The organism is Erythrobacter sp. NAP1, from assembly GCF_000152865.1.
GTDB lineage: Bacteria > Pseudomonadota > Alphaproteobacteria > Sphingomonadales > Sphingomonadaceae > Erythrobacter.
On record NZ_CH672390.1, the window covers coordinates 799,710 to 822,278 of the forward strand.

The following is a 22,569-nucleotide window of genomic DNA, read 5'->3' on the forward strand; positions in this document are numbered from 1 at the left end:
GCGCTATGTCTCGGCTCAGTCGATGCCCAACAAGCGTTCGACGAAGTTCGGCTCGTGAAGCGGCTGAATCCGACCGTATTTCCTGAACCGTGTACTCGCGTCGCGATGGGGACGAGGATGGCTCCAACGGTCTGGTTTGCTGGAGTAGATTGGGGCCGAAGTCATGTGCGTTTCCTTCCTAGTTTCGACTAGGCCAAACACTTGGGATCGCGCTCGCACGGGCTCCGTTTCAAAGAGCCAAGGAGGGCAAGTGAGTGACCCTGTGGGTTCTGTCTGGAATAGGATCGGGGACGTTCTTCGTTCCATTTTTTCAGAGACGTGATCGACTTTCTGATTGAAGCACGAAAGCTTGGGCGACGCCGTTCCAGTCACCGTCAAACCCGAAAGCCGCGACATCTTTCATGGGTTGAGCCAGCGTGGATTTGACCGGTTGATCTGGCCTCTGCAAAAGAACGTAGTTCTGGCTGCCCATTCCAAAGGGGATTCCCACTCGCATGACCGCTTGGCGCTTCGCGATAGATCGTGGCGGCACTTTCACTGACGTCGTCGCGTTGACGCCTGACGGTCGGTTGGTGACCTACAAACTGCTGTCGGAGAACCCCGATCACTATCCTGACGCGGCCAGTGAGGCGGTCCGCAGGTTGATGGTCGAGCACGGCGCTGGGCCTATCGCCGAGCTTCGGATCGGGACAACGGTTGCGACAAATGCACTGTTGGAACGCAAGGGCGAACGGCTGGCATTGGCGATCACCAAGGGTTTCGCAGACGCGCTTCGGATTGGGACACAAGCGCGGCCTGAGATTTTCGCTCGTCACATCGTGCTGCCAGAGCAATTGCCACAGGCCGTGATTGAGATTGACGAGCGCGTTGCTGTTGACGGCGAAGTTCTGAGTGCACTCGACGAAGAAAATGCGCGAACCCAATTCGCCAAGCTGCGCGAGGAAGGTTTCGACGCGATTGCAATCGTCCTGCTTCACGGATGGAAGTATCGCGATCACGAGATACGACTTTCCGAGATCGCTCGCGAACTGGGGTTCTCACAGATTTCAACCAGCCACCTAGTCGCTCCGCTAATCAAGCTCGTCCCGCGAGGCGATACTACAGTCGTCGACGCTTACCTTTCGCCGGTCCTGAGGCGCTACACTGACACGCTGCAGGCAGAACTGCCTGGCGCAGACAGGCTTCGTTTCATGCAATCGAACGGAGGGCTGGCAGAGGTCGGTGCTTTTCGGGGCAAGGATGCAATTCTTTCCGGGCCCGCTGGCGGAGTTGTCGGCATGGTGGCTGCGTCACAGCCGCTCGGTCACAACAAGCTGATCGGTTTTGACATGGGCGGGACCAGCACTGACGTCGCCCACTATGCCGGTGAGTATGAGCTGACCGGCGACAGTGTGGTCGCAGGGGTTCGAGTTGCCGCGCCGATGATGCAGATCCACACAGTCGCTGCGGGTGGTGGTTCAATCTGCAGCTTCGATGGTGCGCGTTTTCGCGTTGGTCCCGAGAGCGCCGGGGCCGATCCGGGCCCCGCGTGCTATCGCAAGGGCGGTCCACTGACCGTCACAGACTGCAACCTTGCCCTGGGCAGGATCGACCCTGCTTTCTTCCCAAGCGTTTTCGGTCCCGGCGGCAACGAACCGCTCGACCCGGTGGCAGCCAGAACAGCTCTCGAAGACATCGCGGCTTCAATGCCTGAGCCCCATTCGATCGAGGATATCGCAGAAGGCTTTCTCGCCATCGCGGTCGACAACATGGCCAACGCAATTCGCAAGATTTCGGTCGCTCGCGGGCATGATGTGACGAGGTATGCCTTGGCCTGCTTCGGAGGGGCGGGAGGACAGCATGCCTGCAAGGTCGCAGATGAACTCGGCATGGAAACGGTGCTCGTCCATCCGCTTGCCGGAATCCTGTCTGCATTCGGGATTGGCATTGCGCCCGTGAAGGCAATTCGTGAGGTCAGCCTTGTGAAACCGCTTGGCGAGGATTTTACTGAGCAATTGGCTGAACTCGAAACTGAGGCACGCGATGCGTTGCTTTCTCATGATATCGAAGAGCCTGCGATCACTCTGGAACAGAGAGCGCGCCTGCGTTTCGAAGGCAGCGATTCCATGCTCACTGTTTCTTGTGAGGATGTGTCAGCGATGGATGCGGGCTTTCGCAAGCTTCATCGTCAGCGCTTTGGCTATTCCGACGACACCGCTCAGATCATCGTCGAAGCGTTGAGCGTCGAGGCAAGCGGCGTGTCAGGGGGGCTTGGAGCGGCTGTCGCTGAACCGGTCGCTGCCAGCGGCACAGCTTCGGGGACGTGGCGGACAGTTGAGCGTGCTGCGCTAGGCGTTGACGATACGGTTGATGGGCCGGCGCTGATCATCGATCCGGGTTCGACAACGGTTGTTGAGGAGGGATGGCAGGCGCGTCTCTCCGAGGATGGAAGCCTTGTCCTTTCGCGCGTGTCACCACTTGAGCGCGAGCACGCAGCCGGGACTGCGAAAGACGCCGCGGTCGATCCGGTTCGGCTCGAAATCTTCAACAATCTCTTCATGGCGATCGCCGAAGAGATGGGTGTGGTCCTGCAATCCACTGCGACCTCGGTCAACATCAAGGAGCGCCTCGATTTCTCTTGTGCGCTGTTCGATGCCGAAGGTGCCTTGATCGCCAATGCGCCGCATATTCCGGTCCATCTGGGAAGCATGGGTGACAGCATCGCGCGCGTGATCGAGGCACGCGGGCAATCGCGCGACGGACGCGGTTTCAAGCGCGGCGATGCTTATGTCCTCAACGACCCCTATCGCGGAGGCACGCACCTGCCCGACATCACGGTCGTTGTGCCGGTGTTCTACGGTTCGGGTGACGAGCCCGATGCCTTCGTGGCCGCACGTGGGCACCATTCCGACATTGGCGGGATCGCGCCCGGATCTATGCCTCCGGAGAGCCGAACGATCGAGGAAGAAGGCGTCATGATCGACAACCTCCTCATGGTCGACGAAGGCACATTCCGCGAAGAAGAGGTGCGCTTGGTGCTCGCAAGCGCGAAGTATCCCGCGCGCAATCCCGATCGCAACTTATCGGATCTCCGCGCGCAGCTGGCTGCGTGCACGCGCGGGTCGGAACTGTTGTCCGCAGCCGCCAATGATCAAGGTGCGCAGGTCGTTGCAGCTTACATGGGTCACGTGATCGCCAATGCAGAGGAAAGCGTGAGGCGATTACTCGATAGGCTTGAGGATGGACACTTCCGCTATCCGATGGACAATGGCGCCGTGATCGAGGTGGCGATCCGGATCGACCGCGAGGCTCGCTCCGCTGTCTTCGACTTCACCGGGACATCCGATCAGCTACCCGATAACTTCAACGCGCCTCGCTCAATCACTCGTGCGGCAGCGCTTTATGTACTGCGCACCCTTATCGACGACACAATTCCGATGAATGACGGTTGTTTGAGACCGGTCGACCTGGTCGTCCCCGAGGGCTCGATGCTGAATCCAAAGCCGGGGGCAGCCGTGGTTGCAGGCAATGTCGAGACGAGCCAGGCTGTCACCGATGCCCTGTTCGCGGCCACGGGCAAGCTTGCTCCGAGCCAGGGCACGATGAACAACTTCACATTCGGGAATGCGCAGCACCAATATTACGAGACGATTTGCGGGGGCTCTGGCGCGGGGCCGGACCATGACGGCACAAGCGCTGTACAGACACACATGACCAACAGCCGTCTGACCGATCCGGAAATTCTCGAAAGCCGATTGCCAGTGCGGCTAGACCGCTTCTCCATTCGAAAGGGTTCGGGAGGGATGGGCAAGCATTGCGGCGGTGACGGTGTTGAGCGGCGCGTCACTTTCCTAGAAGCCATGCGCGCCAACATGCTCGCCAATCGGCGGGCGGTGCCGCCGCGCGGCATTTGCGGGGGAGGGGATGCGCAGCCCGGGCGTAACTGGGTTGAAAGGGCCGACGGGACCAGCGAAGAGTTGTCGGCAACCGGTTCGGCGCAGATGGAGCGAGGTGATGCCTTTGTGATCCAGACGCCCGGCGGGGGCGGCTTCGGGGAGGTTGTCGAGTGAACTATTGGCCCTTGCTGGGCATCGCGCTGGTCGTGATCGGCTTCGCGTTACGCTTTAATCCGCTTCTCGTGGTCGTAGGGGCCGCGGTGACAACTGGGCTGCTCGCTGGCCTCGATATTGTCGCTGTAATCGAAGCGCTGGGGAAGGCGTTCAACGACAATCGCTATATCTCGGTCACATGGATCATTCTCCCCGTAATCGGATTGTTGGAGCGACATGGCTTGCAGCAGCGCGCACGGGCCGTAATCGAAAGTGTGCGCGGGGCAACGATGGGCAAGTTGCTCACGATCTATCTCGGCTTTCGCCAGATCACCGCGGCGCTGGGAATGAAAGATATCGGCGGACACCCACAGGCCGTACGTCCGCTGGTGGCCCCCATGGCAGAAGCAGCCGCTGAAAAGTCGCATGGCGATTTGAGCGAGGATGATCGCCAGAAAGTCCTCGCGATGTCGGCTGCAACAGACAATGTCGGCTTGTTCTTCGGCGAAGATATCTTCTTCGCAATCGCCTCTATCCTACTGATCCAAGGGGTCTTTGAAAGCTATGGATACCCGCTGACACCGCTCGAGCTGTCAGTCTGGGCGATACCGACTGCGATTTGCGCGTTCTTCATTCACTCATGGCGGATCAGGGCGCTTGACCGGCGGCTCGGGAGGGTGCGTACATGATTACCTACGAATGGCTCTACTGGCTTGCAGGTACGTTCTTTGCCGTGTGGGCGCTCCTAAGCCTGAAAGATGGTCGATATGGCAACGCAGCGTTCTGGGGCCTTCTTTCGGTGAGCTTCTTCGCCGGAAGCCACCTGAGCGATTTTGCCAACGGGGTTTTGGTGCTTGCCCTTGTCGCGATTGCAGGGACGGGGCGATTATCACGCAGTGCGCCCGAGACCACTTCTCAGACTGAACGTGAGGAATATTCAGTAAGGCTCGGAAACAGATTGTTTATTCCGGCACTGATCGTTCCCGTTACAGCTGTCGCAGGGACTCTGCTCTACAATTACACACCTCTGTCGGCGACAGGCCTGTTCGAAGCTCGGCGCGAGACCTTGATCCTCTTCGGCATTGGCGTGGTCATCGCACTCATCGCCGCAATGATCTGGCTCAGAGCCCCCCTTGCAGCCCCGGCAGAGGAGGGGCGCAGATTGCTCGATTCCATCGGATGGGCTGCGATCCTTCCTCAGATGCTCGCAGCTTTGGGGGCTGTGTTTGCGCTTGCAGGAGTGGGCGAGATCATCGGCAGATTCGCAGGCGGCGCGATCCCGGAGGGCAGCATCTTTTTGACAGTGGTCGTGTTCGCGCTTGGGATGGCGCTCTTCACGATGATCATGGGCAACGCCTTTGCGGCCTTTCCGGTCATGGCCGCAGCGATCGGAATCCCGCTCCTCGTCGAAGGCTATGGGGGCGATCCTGCGGTTATCGGTGCGGTTGGAATGCTCGCGGGGTTCTGCGGAACCTTGCTCACCCCGATGGCGGCGAACTTCAATATCGTTCCAGCGGCTCTGCTTGAACTGAAAGACCAGAACGCGGTCATTCGTCAGCAGATCGGCACCGCGATACCGTTATGGGTCTGCAACGTCATAATCATCTACGTGGGAGCCTTCCTGCTGTGGAACTGACCGAAGCGATAGCCCGCCAATTTGCCCGCATCGCCCTTGGCCACGTGGGGCAGGAATATCCCAACAAGCTCGATCATGTGATGGATGGGGACGGCGATGTTCGCACGCCGCGCGATCTCCACCCTGTATTCTTCGGCAGTTTCGATTGGCATTCCTGCGTCCATTCATGGTGGACGCTACTCACCTTGAGGCGGCTTTTGCCCGATATGCCGGAGGCGCGGGAAATCGAGGCTCTGGCCGACGCAACCTTTACCAAAGAAAAGCTCTCCGTTGAGCTCGCTTATCTCGAGCGACCCAGCTCGCGCGGGTTTGAGCGGCCATATGGCTGGGGCTGGCTTCTATGCCTTCATCTCGAAGCGGAGCGACACACAGATCGCCCCTGGGGTGGCAGGATGTCAGGACTGGCAAATGCGTTCGCAGCGCGCTTAAGCGATTACCTGCCCCTGCTGACCTACCCGATAACTGTTGGGACGCACGCCAACACGGCCTTTGCCTTGCTGCTCGCTAGGGAATGGGCAAGCGACCGCGAGCAGGAATTGCTCTCACTGATTGATAAGTGGTCGGTTCATACATTTGAAAAACGGACAGATTATAGCGGATGGGAGCCTGGCGGAGATGAATTCCTTTCGCCGGTCCTGACCGCTGCACTTCTGATGAGCCGCGTAATGCCTTCCAGTGAATTTGCCGGTTGGCTGGATCGGCTTGTGCTAGAAAACGGATGGATTGAGCGCGAATGCCATCCAGTCACGGTTTCCGATCGAAGCGACGGAAAAATCGCCCATCTCGATGGGCTCAATCTGAGCCGGGCATGGTGCCTTCTCGGTCTGGCCAAAGCGCTGGGCGAGGGGGCGCCGCCTATTTTGCGCGAACGGGCGCGCGAGCATATGGACGCGGCGATGCCGCATGTGTCGGGCGACTATATGGGCGAACACTGGCTTTCGAGTTTCGCGCTCCTCGCTCTGCTTGAGGCCCGCTAGCCCGAAGGGATCAGGGTTATCTCTGTCTGCCGCCCATCGAGGAAGCGGACGCTCTCGCCGTCAAAATAGGCATCTTCCTCGGTCCTGAAATCAACCCTTTGTCCGCCCCATTCAGGAACTTGTGCGTAGGAAGTGAGCTCGATCGACCACGCAGTGTTTGGATGGATGGTGTAATCTCCGCGCGGGTCGCCGTTCTGGTTGTCCCAGAAGCCAATCGCGGTCCCTGCGCCGTGCCCGTGATATCCGATCGGATGCGTGTAAATCGATGGGTCGAGCCCCTCGTCGATCGCCTCAGCGCGAGCCCTCGCAAGAACCTCGTTGCCCGAAAGGCCCATCTTGAAATGCGAGCGCAAAATGTCCTGCACTCGGTTGCTGTTAGCTAGGCCCTCGCGAAGACCCGCGGGCGCCTGTGTCTCGCCGGGCTTCAGGACGTAAGCCAGGTGCTGCGTGTCGGTATTGAGGCGCAGATAGGTGATGCCAAAATCGGTCCAGAGCAAATCGCCAGGCTCGATGACAACCTCGCCGCGCAGCATGCCTTCTTCGCCCTCGCGCTGGATCGCAACCGATGGGTGGAACCATGGTGTAAGGCCAAGCTCAAGCAAGCGATCGCGGTACCACCATCGAACGTCGTCGGCGGTCGTGACGCCGGGTGTAATGACCTCGCGCGAAAAAGCCTGTGCGATCAATGCGTGCGCTGTGCGAACAATGCCGGGATAGATTTCCATCTCCGACGCAACGCGGGTCTCCAGCCAGCGCACCGCTAACGTTTCTCCGGACTTCACACGGTCATGAAGTTTGTTCGGTAACGCATTCATAAATAGACGATATTGGCTAAGTGTCATGCCATCGCCGAAAGCACTCAAGTCCGAGTAATTGAGCGCGATCGTGCGTGGATCGCGCTCCTCGATGATGTCGGCAACCGCTTGCCATTGGTCTGGTTGTTCTTCTGGTATCCACGAAGGATTGAATAATCCACCAAGCCCGTAACGGCTCACCGTCAGGCGCTCGATGGGTTGGCCGTCGCCCGGATCGTGGAAGATCAGGATTGTACGGCGCCGCGCTGCCATGCTCTGAGCATCGAGCATGGTGGCGATGACGGGCTCCTCGAAGTACTCGCGCGCCATCAGTAACCAGAGATCCACGCCTTGCTCCCGCATGATTTGCGGAATTACCGTGTCTAGGCGTTCGGCAAGAATGCGATCTATGACTTCGGAGCGTTCACGAGCGGAGAGAAGTTCGGGCAACTGCGGGGCTGCCTGCTCGGCCTCGCTCATCTCGACTGCGTCGCTGGCCTTCGCCGGGACTGAAGCGAAAGCAGCCAGGGCGACTGCGCAAACGAGCGACTTCCCCGATGTGATGAGCCTATTCTGCATGTTGCCTAAAAAATCCCTCTCACTCATTTCGCAAGAAGCTATGCGGACATCGCGGAGACACTGTCAAATCCGCAATGGCGGGTAACCCATTGGGCGTGGCCAAAAGGCTAATGAAGCGGCGCGTGGTTAATCATGAGGTTCGCCGTCCCTTACCAATTGGTCAGCATGCCGTAGCGTAAGCAATTAACCGCGTTACAAAAAACCTCGGCAATCTGGCGGAAATCTGCGATTCTTGAGCGGTTTGCTAACGGCTTAATAACCATTTCTTCGTATTTGCCCTAGGCATGAATACGCAGACAATCATCAAACCGCTCTTGGCCTCAAGCATCGTGGCCGCGTTTACCATTTCGTCTCCTGCGCTCGCTGAAGGTGTCAGCGCGGGTACGCTGATCGAGAACACCGCAAGCGCGACCTACGAGGACGGCGAGGGCACCAAGACGGTGGACTCGAACACCGTGCAGGTGCGCGTGGACGAGTTGCTCGACGTGACCGTCACCTCTCTCGACAGCGGCGCCGTGGGCGCTTCGCCCGGCGAAGCCGTGCTCACGTTCGAGGTCACCAACCAGGGCAACGGACCCGAAGCCTTCGTGCTGACGGCAAACCCGGTGGTGACGGGCAACGACTTCGAGACCGTGGTCGAAAGCATTGCTGTCGATACGAACGGCAACGGCACCTACGATCCTGGCGTCGACGAAATCCTGACGGCTCCCGAAACCACGGCAGAGCTGGCCGCAGACGAGGCAATCACGGTTTTCGTGATCGTGACGGTTCCTGATGGCGTCGCCGACACCGAAGAGAGCAATGTCGAACTGACCGCAGAGGCCGTCACCGGCACGGGCGCTCCCGGCACAAGCTTCGATGGGCAGGGAGTCAATGGCGGCGACGCGATTGTCGGTGCAACCGGAGCGGACGACACCGCAACTGGTTCGCTGATTGCGGGGATCACCACGGTCGACCTCGACAAGGCCGTGAGCCTTGTTGACCCGTTCGGCGGTGACAGCGCGGTGCCAGGCACTGTCGCGACCTTCACGATCACTGCCGTTGTCTCTGGAAGCGGATCGGTCGACGCGCTGGTCGTCACCGACATCATTCCTGACGGCACGACTTACGCAGACGGAACGCTCGCGCTCGACGGAGACGCTCTCACTGACGCAGCCGGCGATGACGCGGGCGAGGCCTCGGACGCGGATGGGATCACTGTCGATCTCGGCACCGTCGCTGGTGGCGCAATTCACCAGATCACGTTCGACGTAACGATCGACTGATTCAACTTTGGGTTGAGGAAACAGAGCAATGAAAAACATCACCAAAATGGTCGCCGCTCTCCTGGCTTTTGCCGCAGTACCTGCGGCGGGATCTGCGGTTGCGCAGAGCCAGAGCCCGATCACGCTTAGCGGCGATGTGAAAGCTGTCGAAACTTCGGTTGACGCAGCTGGCAACACCGTCACTCGCCTGGTCGAGCCGGACGTCATCGTCCCTGGCGACCGTCTAGTCTTCACCACCGACTACGCCAACAATGGCGCTGAAGCGGTTGATAACTTCGTCGTGACCAACGCTGTCCCGGATGCCGTTCGTCTCGCTGGCGATGCCGACCCTGCACTTACCGTGTCGGTCGATGGCGGTGAGACGTGGGGAGCACTCAGTTCCCTCACGGTCGCAGGCGAAGACGGGACTATGCGCGCTGCCGCTCACGCAGACGTGACTCACGTGCGCTGGACGCTTGAAAGCGTTGCTCCGGGTGACAACGGCCGGGTCGAATACCCCGCCATCATCCGCTGACGCGCGACACTCAGTTTCTTTCGTCGGGAAACGGAAGATAGCCGCCACGTCCCGCGGGCGGAGTGAATGTCGCGGGGCCACACGCAAAGGACCACAACCATGAAAAGAAGCACCCAGCTGCTGGGGGCTGTAAGCGCATCGGCGCTTATTGCCATGTCCAGCACACCGGCCCTGGCGGTCGGAACCAATGCTGGCAACAGCATTACCAACAACGTCACGGTGACGTTCGAAGTCGGCGACGAGCCGCAAACCGAAGTCACCGCCAGCGACACCTTCACGGTCGACCGCCGGATTGACGTTAATGTCAACTTCAACGGCGTTTCGCCGACCTCGGTTTCACCGGGTGAGGATGATGTCGTTCTTGCGTTCGATGTGACCAACCTGTCGAACGCTACGGTCGACCTCGACCTCTCCGCCATTCTGACCGGCGGCACAGGCGATGCTGGCGACATCTCGGCATTCGAGATTTACATCGACGCCGATGGCGACGGTCAGCTCGACGCAGACGAGATCACTGCTGGCACCGTAACCTTCCTTGATGAGGTTGCCGCAGACGATGGCAGCGGTACCGAGACCATCTCGGTTCTCGTCGTAACTGACATCTCGCTTGATGCGATCAACACGAACACCTTTGATGTTGCTCTCGTTGCCGACGCTCACGAAGCTGGCACTGCCGGCGCGCTTGGCGCAAACATCGATAACGATGATGGCGCTAACACCGATGGCGTCGACACTGTCCTTGCCGATGGCAATGGTGGAACGGGCGAAGAGATCGACGGCGATGGCGCATTCTCTGACGAGGCACAGATCCTGGTCGCAGGGGCGAACATCACTGTCGTCAAGTCGAGCTCGATCATCAGCGATCCGGTCAACAACACGACCAATCCCAAGGCAATTCCCGGTGCCGTGATCCAGTATTGCATCGCGGTTTCCAACGCATCGGGCGCTGCGACTGCTTCGGCAGTCAACGTAGCCGATGACCTGCCTGCCGATGTGACCTTTACCGAGAACGATTTCGGCATCTTCGTGAACGCGACTGCAACGGTCGACGATCAGGGCACCGCGAGCACGGCTGATGACGTTGCGACCTGCACAGTTCCGAGCGGCACCGACGGCGAAGCAAGCGGTGATGCGACCTTCACTGCGACCGGCGGAACGGGTGGTCTCGACCTGATCTCGGGCGACCTGCTCGATATCGCAGCTGGCGAAACGCGTGCCGTCTATTTCCGTGTGACGATCAACTAAGATCGACCCGGAAATCTGACTTTGCGTGTAGCCCCCTCTCTCATGAGGCGTCTGGCAGCAGCACTCCTATTGGTGCTGCTGCCTTTCGGCGTGTCTGGAGAGGGGGCATTCGCACAGGAAACCGAGACCGAAGCCGAGATCATCGGCACGGTCACCAATATCGCAGAGGCCAGCTGGCTTTTGCGCGGGAGGTCAGCCCAGACCTCCTCGAACGAGGTGACATTCGACGTCACCCTTCCGCCCCCGGAAATTCGCGCATTTCGCCCGGCGCCTCAGGGCAGCGTCGAGCTCAATTTCCGGGCACCTTTGTGCAGTGCGATCGGCCAATCGGCCCAAGGCGGCGCTGGTAACAACACTTCGAATGTCCCGCTTGCTCCGCGTGAAGGGTTGGTCGAGGTAACGGACACCCTTCGGGCAGGGCAAACATTGCTGTTCGAGGTGACCGCACTGGCTGCAAACCGCGATCCGAACGAAGTCGATCAGCTTTCCGTCACAATCACGACTTCGACCGGCGATCGCGAGGTTGAGACCATCTTCGAAACCGGTCTCAACACGGGCGTGTTTGTGGGTCAGATCGACACCGTGCGCATGCCGCCTGCTCCGACTGAAGGCGATTGCAGGCTCAGCATTGCCGATGGGGCGTCGATCTCCGTGGCCGCAAGCCTTCCGGGCCAGGACGAGGTCATCATCGAAACCGCCGTCGAGGTGCTGGCCGATCCGTTCGGAACGGTATTCGACAGCGAGACGGGCGAGCCGGTCAACGGTGCGCGTGTAACCCTCGTCGATGCGCTTACGGGTCAACCTGCGACCGTTTTTGCAGAGGACGGCGTAACCGGATGGCCTTCCAGCGTCATTTCGGGCGACCCGATTATCGACGGGGCTGGCCGGATTACCGATATGGGGCCGGGCGAATTCTGGTTCCCGCTCACCTTCCTTGGCACATACCGGCTCCAGATCGAACCGCCGGAGCCCTACACCGCGCCATCTGTCGTGAGCACTGCTGATCTCAGCCAGCTCACTGCTCCTGATGGGGGCAACTACATCATCGTTGATGCTTCGTTCGGTGGCAGTTTCGTCTTGGACGACCCAACGCCCGTTCAGGTTGACATCCCCGTCGACCGTCCGAGCCTCGAAATTGGTCTCGACAAGGTCGCCTCGCGCGATCGCGTGCAGCCCGGCGATGTTGTTTTCTACGCGATCACCGCGAGCAACGCTGACCCATCGCGCCCCAAGCGCAATGTCGTGCTGAACGACACCCCGTCGCGCTTTCTGCGTCTCCGCCCAGACACGATCCGCATCGACGGAGCAGAGGCTCCTGAGCAGGTCGAGATTGCCCCCGACGGACGCTCTTTGCGAATTGCACTCGGCGACCTTGAGGGTGGGGCTTCGCGCCGCGTGACCTATGCCATGTCTGTGCTGCCCGATGCGCCTCCGGGCCGCGCAGTGAACGATGCCGTTACTACGGACTCGCTCGGTCGCACCGCGCGAGCAAGCGCGGTCGTCGATATCGAGCGCGACAGCATTGCTGACCGCATGACGGTTATTGGTCGCATCACCGCCGGACCTTGCTCTGTTCGCGACACGCGTGACAATCCGCGACGCGGCATTCCTGGCGTCCGCGTCGTCATGGAAGACGGCAGCTACGCCATCACCGACGCGGATGGCCGCTATCACTTCGAAGGTGTGGTGCCGGGCACGCATGTCGTCGCGGTTTCGCGCATGACGTTGCCGGAGGGTGCTGAGCTTATCGATTGCCACCGCTCGACCCGCAACGCTGGCAGCGCGATGTCGCGTTTTGTCATCGGGCAGGGCGGTAGCCTCGTCGTCGCGGACTTCCATGCGATCGTCCCGGAAGGCGGTATCGAGGAGAACGCGCAGTTCGCCGAGACACGTCGTGGCGCGGCGACCGCCCGCGCAATCAACTCCATTGCGGGCGGCCTTAGTGACAATGAACCTGCGCTCGATGCGGGCATTCTGGTCGAAGCCGGTCTGCCAGAAAGCACCGCAGAGGCGGCCGAAAGCGTGCCGGCTGACTATGATCCAAACACCGACTGGGTCGCTCTCGGTGATGGCGAAGATGGGTTCCTGACGCCGGGTCTGACGGCAAACCCACGCGCGCCTGCCATCCGCGTCGCGATCCGCCACCGCCGCGGCCAAACGGTTGTGCTGAAGGTCGATGGCAAGGAAGTCAGCTCGCTTGCTTTCGACGGCACGCTGACGCCAGACACAGGCCGGTTCGCGGTCAGCACCTGGCGCGGGATCGTGCTCGAAGACGAGCGCACAGTCCTCGATGCCGACATCATCAATTCCTTCGGCGAGATCTCGAAGACATTCACGCGCGAAGTGTTCTTTACCACGACGCCGACGCGCGTTGAACTGGTGCCTGAGCAATCCAACCTGATTGCCGATGGCCGAACCCGGCCCGTGGTCGCTATTCGCGTCCTCGACCGCAACAACCGCCCCCTTCGCGAAGGCGTGTCGGGCAATTTCCAGTTGAACGCGCCCTATGAAAGCGCAGAGGCGCTCGACCGCCAGCAGCTGAACCAGCTTACCGGGTTTGCGCCTACGGCAGCGCGCTGGGTAGTCGAGGGCACTGACGGCATCGCGAAGATCGAGCTTGCCCCGACGATGGTCAGCGGTTCGCTGCGCCTCGATTTCGAATTCAACGACGGCGAGCTTGTTCGCGCACAGCAGGTCGATGCATGGATCGAGCCGGGCGATATCGACTGGACCATCGTCGGTCTTGCTGAAGGCACGGCCGGTGCCCGCAGCGTTGCGGACAATATGCAGCGCACAGGTCGCTTCGACAGCGACCTCGGCGACGATGCACGCGTTGCTCTTTACGCCAAGGGCCGCGTGCTCGGTAAGTTCCTGATGACGCTCGCCTATGACAGTGCCAAGCAGCGCGAGGACCAGCGCGTTCTCGGGACAATCGACCCGCAGGCATACTACACCGTTTTCGCAGACGCGTCCTCGCGCCGCTTCGATGCTGCGAGCCGCGAAAAGCTCTACGTGCGCATCGAAACGGCGACCTTCTATGCGCTTTACGGCGACTTCGAAACGGCTTTCGACCAGACCCGCCTTGCTCGCTACAACCGCACGGCAACCGGCGTGCGCGGCGAAGCGCGTTTCGGACAGGTCAAGGCCAACGCCTTCGCCGCCGAAATCTCGACCCGCCTCCAGCGAGATGAAATCCAGGGGCAGGGCATCACAGGGCCTTATCAGCTCGGTAGTCGCCGCATCCTCGCCAACAGCGAACGCGTGACGCTCGAAGTGCGCGACCGTTTCCGGTCCGAGTTGATCATCTCGAGCACGCGCCTCACGCGCTTTATCGATTACGATATCGACCTGCTTTCGGGCACCATCACGTTCTCGCGTCCCGTTCTGAGCCGCGATGACAACCTCAATCCCCAGTTCATCGTTGTCGAATACGAAACTGACGGATTGGGCGAGGCTGAACTCAATGCTGGCGTGCGCGCCGATTGGACCAGCAATGACGGCGCGATCCGCGTCGGCGCCAATGCAATCACCGACAAGGGCGAAGGTGCGCGCACCGATATTGGGACGCTGGACCTGCGCGCTCGCATTGGCGCTGGTACAGAGGTTCGCGGCGAAGTCGCCATGAGCCGCCGTGAAGGCGAAAGCGCAACCGGCTGGCTCGCCGAGGTACAGCACCAAACCGCCAAGCTCGACATTCTCGCCTACGCTCACCAGCTCGACGCCAACTATGGCATCGGTCAGCAGAACGGCGCTGAGCTTGGTCGCCGCAAGATCGGTGTCGACGGACGCTTGCTCCTCAACGACAATCTTAGCCTGCTCGGCAGTGCTTGGCAGGATGACAGCCTTACCGATACGTCGCGCCGCCGCGCTGCTCAGGGGCAGGTCAATCTGACACGTCAGCGCACCGATCTTCGTCTTGGGCTGAGCCATTTCAACGACCGCCTTGCGGACGGCAGCACCAACACTTCGACCGTGGTCGAGGCGGGCGTCACGCAGCGTCTGATCAACAATACGCTCGAACTTTCGGCAGCCACCGCGCTCGCGCTCGACGACGCGGAGAGCGCTGACCTGCCCGCGCGCCATCGTTTGAGTGCCCGTTATGCCGTGACCCGCAATGTCCGCCTCGTCGGGACATACGAGATTTCCGATGGCGCGGAATTCAACGCGCGCCAGCTTCGCGGCGGTCTTGAAGTCACGCCGTGGCAGGGTGGGCAGATTGTGACCTCGGTCGGCCAGGAAAGCATCAACGAACTCGGCAACCGCACCTTCGCGGCATTCGGCCTCGCCCAGACATGGCAGGTGAGCCCGGAATTCACGTTGGACGCGACAATTGACGGCAACCGCACCCTCAATGGCGCACCTCCCACAAGCGACCTCGTCAATCCGCAACAGCCGCTTGCGACCGGGGGACAGATCACCGGCAACCTCAATTTCGAGGACTTCACCGCTGTCACTTTCGGCGGCGCATGGCGCAAGGATCGCTGGAGCGTCACCGGGCGCGGCGAATATCGCGACGGCGAACTGGCCGAGCGCATGGGCGCTACCGTCGGCGCTATCCGCCAACTGGGCGAGGGCAGCATCGTTGGGTCGGGCGCGACCTGGACGCGTGCAGAAGACGAGTTTGGAGCGACGACGCAGATCGTCGACGCAGCCATCGCATTTGCCCATCGCCCCGACGCCTCGGAATTCGCCATGCTCGGCAAGCTCGAATTTCGCAGCGACGAGATTACCGGAGGCATCGCAGGACAGGCCAGCGGCCTTGGCGGAGCGGGTGCAGGCCGCACAGCTCTGATCGTCGACGGCGATGCCACTTCGCGCCGCCTAGTCGCCAGCTGGAGTACCAACTGGAGCCCGCGCGGCTTTGACCTCAACGAATTCGGCATCGAAGAAGAAACCCGCCGCGACGAATACACGCTCTTTATCGGAGGCCGCTACAACTTCGACGAGTTCGAAGGCACGGAATTCTCCGGCACGACCGTGCTTGTCGGTGCGGATGCGCGCATCGGTATCGGCGAGCGTTTCGAAATCGGGGCCAGCGCTACCGTGCGGACCAATCTCGATGATGACGTGACCAGCTTTGCCTATGGCCCGACTATCGGTTTCGTACCGGTCGAGGGAATGCTGCTAACAGTCGGCTACAACGTCGAAGGATTCCGCGACGGCGACTTCGCGGCGGCCCGCAACACCGACAAAGGCGTTTTCGCCGCCGTTCGCTTCAAGTTCGACACCGATACGTTCGACTTCCTGGGGCTTGGCCGATGAGTATGAGCATCATCTCTCATCGCCCCATGGTAAACGCCGTATTTACCATCTCTAGGTATGTCTTGCGCATGCTTGGAGACGTGCTTGCCGCAAACCGCAAAATTGCATTGCTCGCGCTCGCCATGTTGGCGGCTAGCCTTGCAATTGCGGCTCCTGCTCACGCTCAGAATGCCGATATCGATTGGGCCGACGCCGGGATAGCGAGCCAAGGCTCGCTGCCGAGCGGGACGAGCGCGACGGGATCTGATGGCAATGTTGCAACAATCACATGGTCGAGCCAGTCGGTCGCACCGAGCACGTTCGATCCGGCTTTCTCGCCAACATTCGTGAGCTATTTCAATGGCACGATTGGCGGTGCAGCATCGCCGCTGTTGGTAAGCTTCGACAACTCGCAGTATGATCCCAATGACCGAATTGTCATCACCATCTCTCTGACCGAGGCGGTGAGCAACCTGACATTTTCGCTCGGCGATATCGACTTGGGCAGCTTCGCCGATGCGGTCGAGGTTTATTACGATGACGATGGAAGCGGCACGTTCACGAACGCCGCCACCAACAACGCCTTCTGGTCTCTCGGTGCCTCTGTCAGTCGCACCAATGATGCGACCGTAAACGGCTGGCGCGGCACGGGCGGGTCTGCGACCGCTGCGACCGATGGCAATATCAATTTCGATTTCGGATCGCAGGCCGTTCAGCGCATCCAGATCGTCTATTTCAGCTACACCGGATCGGGCGACCCGGTTGGCCAGTTCATGGGCATTTCGGACTGGCAGTATTCGGCGCCGGACGCCGATCTTTCACTCACAAAAGCTCTGATTGGCTCACCGCCGGTGCAGGGCGGCACTGCCGTCTGGCGTCTGATCGCAACCAACAATTCCGCATCTGTTCTCACGGCGGACAATGTGGTGGTTCAGGAGACCTTTCCGTCTGGGTTCACTTTCTCCAGCGCATCGGGCGATGGTTCCTTCGATACAGGAAGCAATCAGTGGAACGTGGGTACGCTTGCTCCGGGTGAAAGCGCGACGCTGACAGTTACGGGGACAGTATCGGCGGCGGCAGGATCGACGCTGACCAATGTAGCTGAAATCATCTCTTCCAGCGCGAACGACCTTGATTCCACTCCTAACAACGGGGTGACGTCCGAGGACGATTACGCCAGCGCGAGCTTTACCGTCCAAAGCGGCCGCTCACCCGGCATCCCTCCGGTCCTCTCGTGCCCGGCGGGGCAGTCGATTTTTGACTGGGACGGTATTTCCGGTTGGGCTGCTGGTTCGACCGACAACACATACGCATTTGCAAGCTACGGAGACATCCGCTTCCAGCTCAGCAACGACGGCGCTTACGTCAACAATGGGACTTTCGGTGGTCAGTCGCCGACCGTGACGGACACGTTCGAGGGCGGTCTCGTTCCGGCGGAAGATAGCCTTACAATCCTCGCGAACCAGGCGAACAGAACCGGAGAAGTCGAGGTCGTCATCACCTTGCCCCTTGCGTTCACCGGATTACAGTTCACTGTGTTCGATGTCGACTTCGGCACCAACCAGTTCGCGGACCGGCTCGAAGTCGTAGGCTCGAACGGCGGAGCGACTGTCACCGCAGAGCTGACAAACGGGAACGCCAACTTCATCAGCGGCAACGTAGCAATCGGCGATCTTGCTTCCGGCTCTGCCGAAGCACTCGGCAACGTCGTTGTGACCTTCACCGGTACTGTCGACACCGTGATCCTGCGCTACGGCAACCATTCAACGGCCCCTGCCGATCCAGGCCAGCAGGGCATTGGCATTCACGATATCAGCGTGTGCGATCCGTTCACGACACTCAGCGTGAGCAAGGTTAGCTCTGTCATCGCCGACCCCATCAACGGAACAACCAACCCCAAGGCCATTCCCGGCGCTACGATCGAGTATCTCATCACCGTCGCCAACACCGGCGGAAGCGCAACTGATGCGGACACTGTGACCGTCTGGGACGATGGTCCTGCAGATGCGAAATTGTGCCTGATCGACCGGGCGGGTGGGCCGGTGATCTTCAGCGATCCAGGCAGCAATTCCAATCTCACGTATTCATTCTCAAGCCTCGCCGCGACGACCGACAATCTTGAGTTCTCGAACGATGACGGAGCGAGCTTTACCTATACTCCTGTCGATGATGGCTTCGGTTGTGATGGCGCGGTCACCGACTTCCGTGTGCGACCCGGAGGCGCTTTTGCAGCGGGCGGAGATTTCACGCTTACTGTGAGGTTTGAGGTCAGATAGCCTGCATTGGTTTGCTGCAGTGCAGCAGGCATGTTGACCGCGCGGTCTGAGCCACTACACAAGCTGGCATGCAGTCAGCCCTTGCTCCAGGAGCGCCGCCGTCGCTTGCGACCCTGCTCGAAGGGCAAGACATTGCGCTTTTTCTGGATTTCGATGGGACGCTGGTAGAATTGGCCGAGGGACCGGACGCCATCGCGCCAGTGCCCGATCTGGCCGATCGGCTCGCCAATCTCGCGCATCGTCTCGGGGGGCGCTGCGCTATCGTGAGCGGGCGGGGCATCGACGATATCGAGCGACACACGGGACCGCTATCTCTGGCGATGGCTGGCTCGCATGGATCCGATATTCGAGGCGCCGATGGCGCGGCTCTCGGTAGCGGGCCTGCAGAAATCCCCGCCTCGATCGAACAGCGCCTCCGGGAATTCGCCGCGAGCGAGGGACTGGACTACGAACACAAGCCCCACGGTGGCGCACTTCACTACAGACGGAACCCTCACAAAGGGCCGAGCGCTCATCAATTCGCCGAAGCACTCGCGGCGGAGCATGGCTGGGCTGCGCAGGGCGGTAAATGCGTGGTGGAGCTGGTGGCAGGCGATGCGAATAAGGGGGCTGCCGTCTGCGCCTTGATGCAGACGGAAGCATTCTCAGGCGCACGCCCTTTCTTCATAGGCGACGACCTCACCGACGAAGCAGGCTTTCGGGCCTGCGATGGGATGGGCGGAGCAGGCATCCTTGTCGGCGAGCGCGAGGAAACGCGCGCGAAGTATCGCCTAAATACGGTTTCGATGGTTCATTCATGGCTGGAGCTTTGACGTTTGGCGCACACACCCTCTCTTGAACTCTGGCCTATCGGCAATTGCCAGGTTTCCGGCCTGATCGACGAGACCGGGGCGCTGGTCTGGGGCTGCGTCCCACGCGTAGATGGCGACCCGGTGTTCTCCGCGCTTCTCAATGGAGAGCAGCGTGATGCAGGTGTCTGGCGCTTCGAGCTCGAAGGGCAGTGTTCGGCGAGCCAACGCTACATTCGCAACACGCCTCACCTTCTGACCACGCTTGAGGCGACGGATGGCAGCGCGGTGGAAATACTCGACTTCTGCCCGCGGTTTGAACGCTCGGGCAGAATGTATCGTCCAGTCGCCTATGTCCGTATCGTGCGACCGATAAGCGGAACTCCGCGCATCAAAGTCGTCCTGAACCCGACCAAGAATTACGGCGCGGGCGTTGCCGACACCACTCACGGCACGAATCACATCCGCTATCTTACAGGAGCGACTGGCCTACGCCTCTCGACCGATGCACCGGTTGGTTACATCCAGGAAGGCCGCACCTTCCGGATCGAGGATGACACGCACTTTTTCCTGGGCCCGGATGAACCATTTGTCGGAAACCTGCGCGAACAGATCCGCTCAATGGAGCAATCGACGCGCAAATACTGGCAGAACTGGGTGCGCATGCTTGCCATTCCGCTTGAGTGGCAGGAAGAGGTGATCCGCTGCGCAATCACTCTCAAGCTGTGCCAGCATGAAGAGACCGGCGCGATCGTTGCGGCGCTCACCACGTCGATCCCGGAGGCCGCGCATTCGGAGCGCAACTGGGACTATCGCTACTGCTGGATCCGCGATTCCTATTACACGATCCAGGCACTCAACCGCCTTGGTGCGCTGGACGTGATGGAGAAGTATCTCGCCTATCTGCGCAATATCGTGGACGGCGCGAAGGGCGGGCAGATCCAGCCGCTGTACTCTGTGATGGGCGAAAGCGAGCTCGATGAGACGACCGCGTCCTATCTCGCCGGATATCGCGGCATGGGGCCTGTGCGGCGCGGCAATGCCGCGTACAAGCAGGTTCAGTACGACTGCTACGGCCAGATCGTGCTGCCGAGCGTTCAGGGCTTCTTCGACCAGCGACTACTGCGCCCCGCGACCGAGCACGATTTCGAAAACCTCGAACAGGTCGGGAAGATGGCCTGGGCGATGCACGATCAGCCTGATGCCGGGCTCTGGGAATTCCGCACCCGGCAGGAGGTGCACACCTATTCCGCGGTGATGTGCTGGGCCGCGTGCGACAGGCTCGCCAATGTCGCGCGCCATATCGGTAAAGAAGACCGCGCGAAGGTCTGGAGCGACCGCGCCGAGGCCATCCGTGCAAAGATCGAAGACAAGGCGTGGAAAGAAAACGGAGAAGGGGGCCACTACGGCGCCAGCTTCGAATCCGACTATCTCGATGCGAGCCTGCTCCAGATGGTCGAGCTGCGTTTCCTCTCTCCTGACAATGAGCGTTTCCAGCAAACCTTTGCCGCAGTGGAAGAGCATTTGCGGCGCGGTGACCACATGCTGCGATATGCCGCCGAAGACGACTTCGGCGCTCCCGAAACCGCGTTTAACGTCTGCACGTTCTGGTTGATTGAGGCGTTGCATCTCGCGGGCCGCGACGAAGAAGCGTGCAGCTTGTTCCGAACCATGCTCAGCCACACGACCAAATCGGGGCTCCTGAGCGAAGACCTCGATTACGAAACCGGCGAGCTTTGGGGGAACTTTCCGCAGACCTATTCGCTGGTTGGAGTAATCAATTGCGCTGGGCTATTGTCCAAACCATGGAGTGAAGTCCGATAGCGAATGCTCAATCCCGACTGGTGGTGATTTCCAATCGCGTCGCCGTTCCAAAGGCGCGCGGGGTGGCGGGTGCTCAGGGAGGGCTCGCAGGCGCGCTTAACGCAGCGCTCAAGGACCGGGGCGGGGTATGGTTCGGGTGGTCCGGGCAGGAGAGCGAAGACCGCACCGGCAACATGGACCTGCAACGCAATGACGGTGTGACGACGGCAACAATCGACCTCTCAACCCGCGACGTGGGTGAGTACTACAACGGTTATGCCAATTCGACGCTGTGGCCACTGTTTCATTACCGCATTGATCTTGCCCGGTTCGAGAACCGCACCGGCGAGGGCTATGAAAGGGTCAACGACCGTTTTGCCGAGAGCGCGCTCCCGCTGATCGAAGAAGACGACCTCGTCTGGGTGCACGATTATCACCTGATCCCGCTTGGCGAACGGCTTCGTTCGCGCGGGATCAAAAACCGCATCGGTTTCTTCCTGCACACGCCGTGGCCGCCGACGCGGCTGCTGACCTCGTTGCCGTTTCATGAGCGGCTGGTGCGCACGATGCTTTCCTACGATCTGATCGGCTTTCAGACGAAGGAGTGGCTCTCAAGCTTCGTCCACTATTGCGAGACCGAGCTAGGCGCGAAGGTCGATCACGATACCGGGCGCATCACGCATGAAGGCCGGACGACCACCGCGCGCGCTTATCCCATCGGGATCGATTGGAAACACTTTCAGGCGCAGGGCGACACAGGCGAAGCGCGCAATGCTAGCCAGCGCCTCCTCGCATCGACCCGGCACAGGACCGCGATGATTGGGGTCGACCGGCTCGACTATTCCAAGGGACTGCCTGAACGGATCGACGGCATCGGGCGCTTCTTCGACGAGCATCCTGAGCGAACACGCGACCTGGTTTTCATCCAGATCGCTCCGCCGAGCCGCGAAGACGTGGAAAGCTACCAGCAGATCCGCGGGTTGCTTGAGCAGAAGACCGGACAGATCAACGGCGCGCGCAGCGAGGTTGATATCGTTCCGATCCGCTATGTGAACCGAGGCTACACTCACGCCCAGCTATTCGGGTTTTTCCGCGCAGCCAAGATCGGGCTCGTCACCCCTCTGCGTGACGGGATGAACCTGGTCGCCAAGGAATATGTTGCCGCTCAAGACCCGGAAGATCCGGGCGTACTGGTCCTCTCGGAATTCGCGGGCGCAGCGCATCAGCTAGGATGCGATGGCAAGGGCGCCGTGCTGGTCAATCCCCACAGCCCCGACGCGCTGGCGGGCGCGATCCGCAAGGCGCTCGACATGCCGCTTGAAGAGCGCAAGTCGCGCTACGAGGCGATGATTGCGACGGTGCGCGACGATGATGTTCGCGACTGGACCCAGAATTTCTGCACTGATCTCGCGGCTGACTGATT

Annotated in this window: 13 protein-coding genes; 12 read left to right on the plus strand and 1 reads right to left on the minus strand. The window is 60.5% G+C overall.

The features are described 5' to 3' along the window. Positions 1 to 494 precede the first annotated feature (494 nt). From NAP1_RS03695 to NAP1_RS03710, 4 genes are read left to right on the plus strand one after another with little or no spacing between them, the layout of a single operon-like run. The gene (locus NAP1_RS03695; protein ID WP_007163892.1) at positions 495 to 4,049 is read left to right on the plus strand and encodes a hydantoinase B/oxoprolinase family protein; all 3,555 of its coding nucleotides are present in this window, start codon (positions 495 to 497) and stop codon (positions 4,047 to 4,049) included. After that, positions 4,046 to 4,717, plus strand: coding sequence for a DUF969 domain-containing protein (locus tag NAP1_RS03700; protein ID WP_007163893.1), 672 nt, complete (start codon positions 4,046 to 4,048; stop codon positions 4,715 to 4,717). The genes NAP1_RS03695 and NAP1_RS03700 overlap by 4 nt, the downstream gene beginning before the upstream one ends. Then, on the plus strand, positions 4,714 to 5,664 hold the full coding sequence (locus tag NAP1_RS03705) for a DUF979 domain-containing protein (RefSeq protein WP_007163894.1): 951 nt from the start codon (positions 4,714 to 4,716) through the stop codon (positions 5,662 to 5,664). The genes NAP1_RS03700 and NAP1_RS03705 overlap by 4 nt, the downstream gene beginning before the upstream one ends. After that, on the plus strand, positions 5,655 to 6,641 hold the full coding sequence (locus tag NAP1_RS03710) for a DUF2891 domain-containing protein (RefSeq protein WP_007163895.1): 987 nt from the start codon (positions 5,655 to 5,657) through the stop codon (positions 6,639 to 6,641). The genes NAP1_RS03705 and NAP1_RS03710 overlap by 10 nt, the downstream gene beginning before the upstream one ends. On the opposite strand, the gene NAP1_RS03715 is transcribed toward NAP1_RS03710, so the two are convergent. Then, entirely contained in the window at positions 6,638 to 8,014 is a 1,377-nt protein-coding gene (locus NAP1_RS03715) for a M24 family metallopeptidase (protein ID WP_007163896.1), read from the minus strand. The genes NAP1_RS03710 and NAP1_RS03715 overlap by 4 nt on opposite strands. A 284-nt stretch (positions 8,015 to 8,298) precedes the next feature. Here NAP1_RS03715 and NAP1_RS03720 point away from each other — a divergent pair, with 284 nt between their 5' ends. The 8 genes from NAP1_RS03720 to NAP1_RS03755 all read left to right on the plus strand — a co-directional run bounded on the left by NAP1_RS03720 (position 8,299) and on the right by NAP1_RS03755 (position 22,567). Continuing rightward, positions 8,299 to 9,279 carry a hypothetical protein gene (locus NAP1_RS03720; protein WP_007163897.1) on the plus strand — a complete coding sequence of 327 codons (981 nt, stop codon included), beginning with the start codon at positions 8,299 to 8,301 and terminating at the stop codon, positions 9,277 to 9,279. Positions 9,280 to 9,307: 28 nt separating this feature from the next. Continuing rightward, entirely contained in the window at positions 9,308 to 9,793 is a 486-nt protein-coding gene (locus NAP1_RS03725; RefSeq protein ID WP_007163898.1) for a hypothetical protein, read from the plus strand. A 99-nt stretch (positions 9,794 to 9,892) separates the two neighbouring features. Then, a complete protein-coding gene (locus NAP1_RS03730) occupies positions 9,893 to 11,038 on the plus strand; it encodes a hypothetical protein (RefSeq protein ID WP_007163899.1) in 1,146 nt (381 codons plus the stop codon). A 42-nt stretch (positions 11,039 to 11,080) separates the two neighbouring features. After that, positions 11,081 to 16,300 carry a carboxypeptidase-like regulatory domain-containing protein gene (locus tag NAP1_RS03735; protein ID WP_156777187.1) on the plus strand — a complete coding sequence of 1,740 codons (5,220 nt, stop codon included), beginning with the start codon at positions 11,081 to 11,083 and terminating at the stop codon, positions 16,298 to 16,300. Continuing rightward, positions 16,297 to 18,555, plus strand: coding sequence for a DUF11 domain-containing protein (locus tag NAP1_RS03740; RefSeq protein WP_156777188.1), 2,259 nt, complete (start codon positions 16,297 to 16,299; stop codon positions 18,553 to 18,555). The genes NAP1_RS03735 and NAP1_RS03740 overlap by 4 nt, the downstream gene beginning before the upstream one ends. Positions 18,556 to 18,623: 68 nt before the next feature. After that, positions 18,624 to 19,367 carry a trehalose-phosphatase gene (gene otsB / locus NAP1_RS03745; RefSeq protein WP_007163902.1) on the plus strand — a complete coding sequence of 248 codons (744 nt, stop codon included), beginning with the start codon at positions 18,624 to 18,626 and terminating at the stop codon, positions 19,365 to 19,367. A 3-nt stretch (positions 19,368 to 19,370) separates the two neighbouring features. After that, on the plus strand, positions 19,371 to 21,167 hold the full coding sequence (locus tag NAP1_RS03750; RefSeq protein ID WP_007163903.1) for a glycoside hydrolase family 15 protein: 1,797 nt from the start codon (positions 19,371 to 19,373) through the stop codon (positions 21,165 to 21,167). Between the two features lie 62 nt (positions 21,168 to 21,229). Further along, the gene (locus tag NAP1_RS03755; protein ID WP_241761175.1) at positions 21,230 to 22,567 is read left to right on the plus strand and encodes a trehalose-6-phosphate synthase; all 1,338 of its coding nucleotides are present in this window, start codon (positions 21,230 to 21,232) and stop codon (positions 22,565 to 22,567) included. Positions 22,568 to 22,569 lie beyond the last annotated feature (2 nt).

What these genes read in the sequence shown, in the direction of transcription:
- NAP1_RS03715 (WP_007163896.1), bottom strand. Translation starts at nt 8,014, where the DNA reads ATGCAGAATAGGCTCATCACATCGGGGAAGTCGCTCGTTTGCGCAGTC.
- NAP1_RS03725 (WP_007163898.1), top strand. Translation starts at nt 9,308, where the DNA reads ATGAAAAACATCACCAAAATGGTCGCCGCTCTCCTGGCTTTTGCCGCA.
- NAP1_RS03735 (WP_156777187.1), top strand. Translation starts at nt 11,081, where the DNA reads ATGAGGCGTCTGGCAGCAGCACTCCTATTGGTGCTGCTGCCTTTCGGC.
- NAP1_RS03695 (WP_007163892.1), top strand. Translation starts at nt 495, where the DNA reads ATGACCGCTTGGCGCTTCGCGATAGATCGTGGCGGCACTTTCACTGAC.
- NAP1_RS03730 (WP_007163899.1), top strand. Translation starts at nt 9,893, where the DNA reads ATGAAAAGAAGCACCCAGCTGCTGGGGGCTGTAAGCGCATCGGCGCTT.
- otsB (WP_007163902.1), top strand. Translation starts at nt 18,624, where the DNA reads ATGCAGTCAGCCCTTGCTCCAGGAGCGCCGCCGTCGCTTGCGACCCTG.
- NAP1_RS03705 (WP_007163894.1), top strand. Translation starts at nt 4,714, where the DNA reads ATGATTACCTACGAATGGCTCTACTGGCTTGCAGGTACGTTCTTTGCC.
- NAP1_RS03740 (WP_156777188.1), top strand. Translation starts at nt 16,297, where the DNA reads ATGAGTATGAGCATCATCTCTCATCGCCCCATGGTAAACGCCGTATTT.
- NAP1_RS03720 (WP_007163897.1), top strand. Translation starts at nt 8,299, where the DNA reads ATGAATACGCAGACAATCATCAAACCGCTCTTGGCCTCAAGCATCGTG.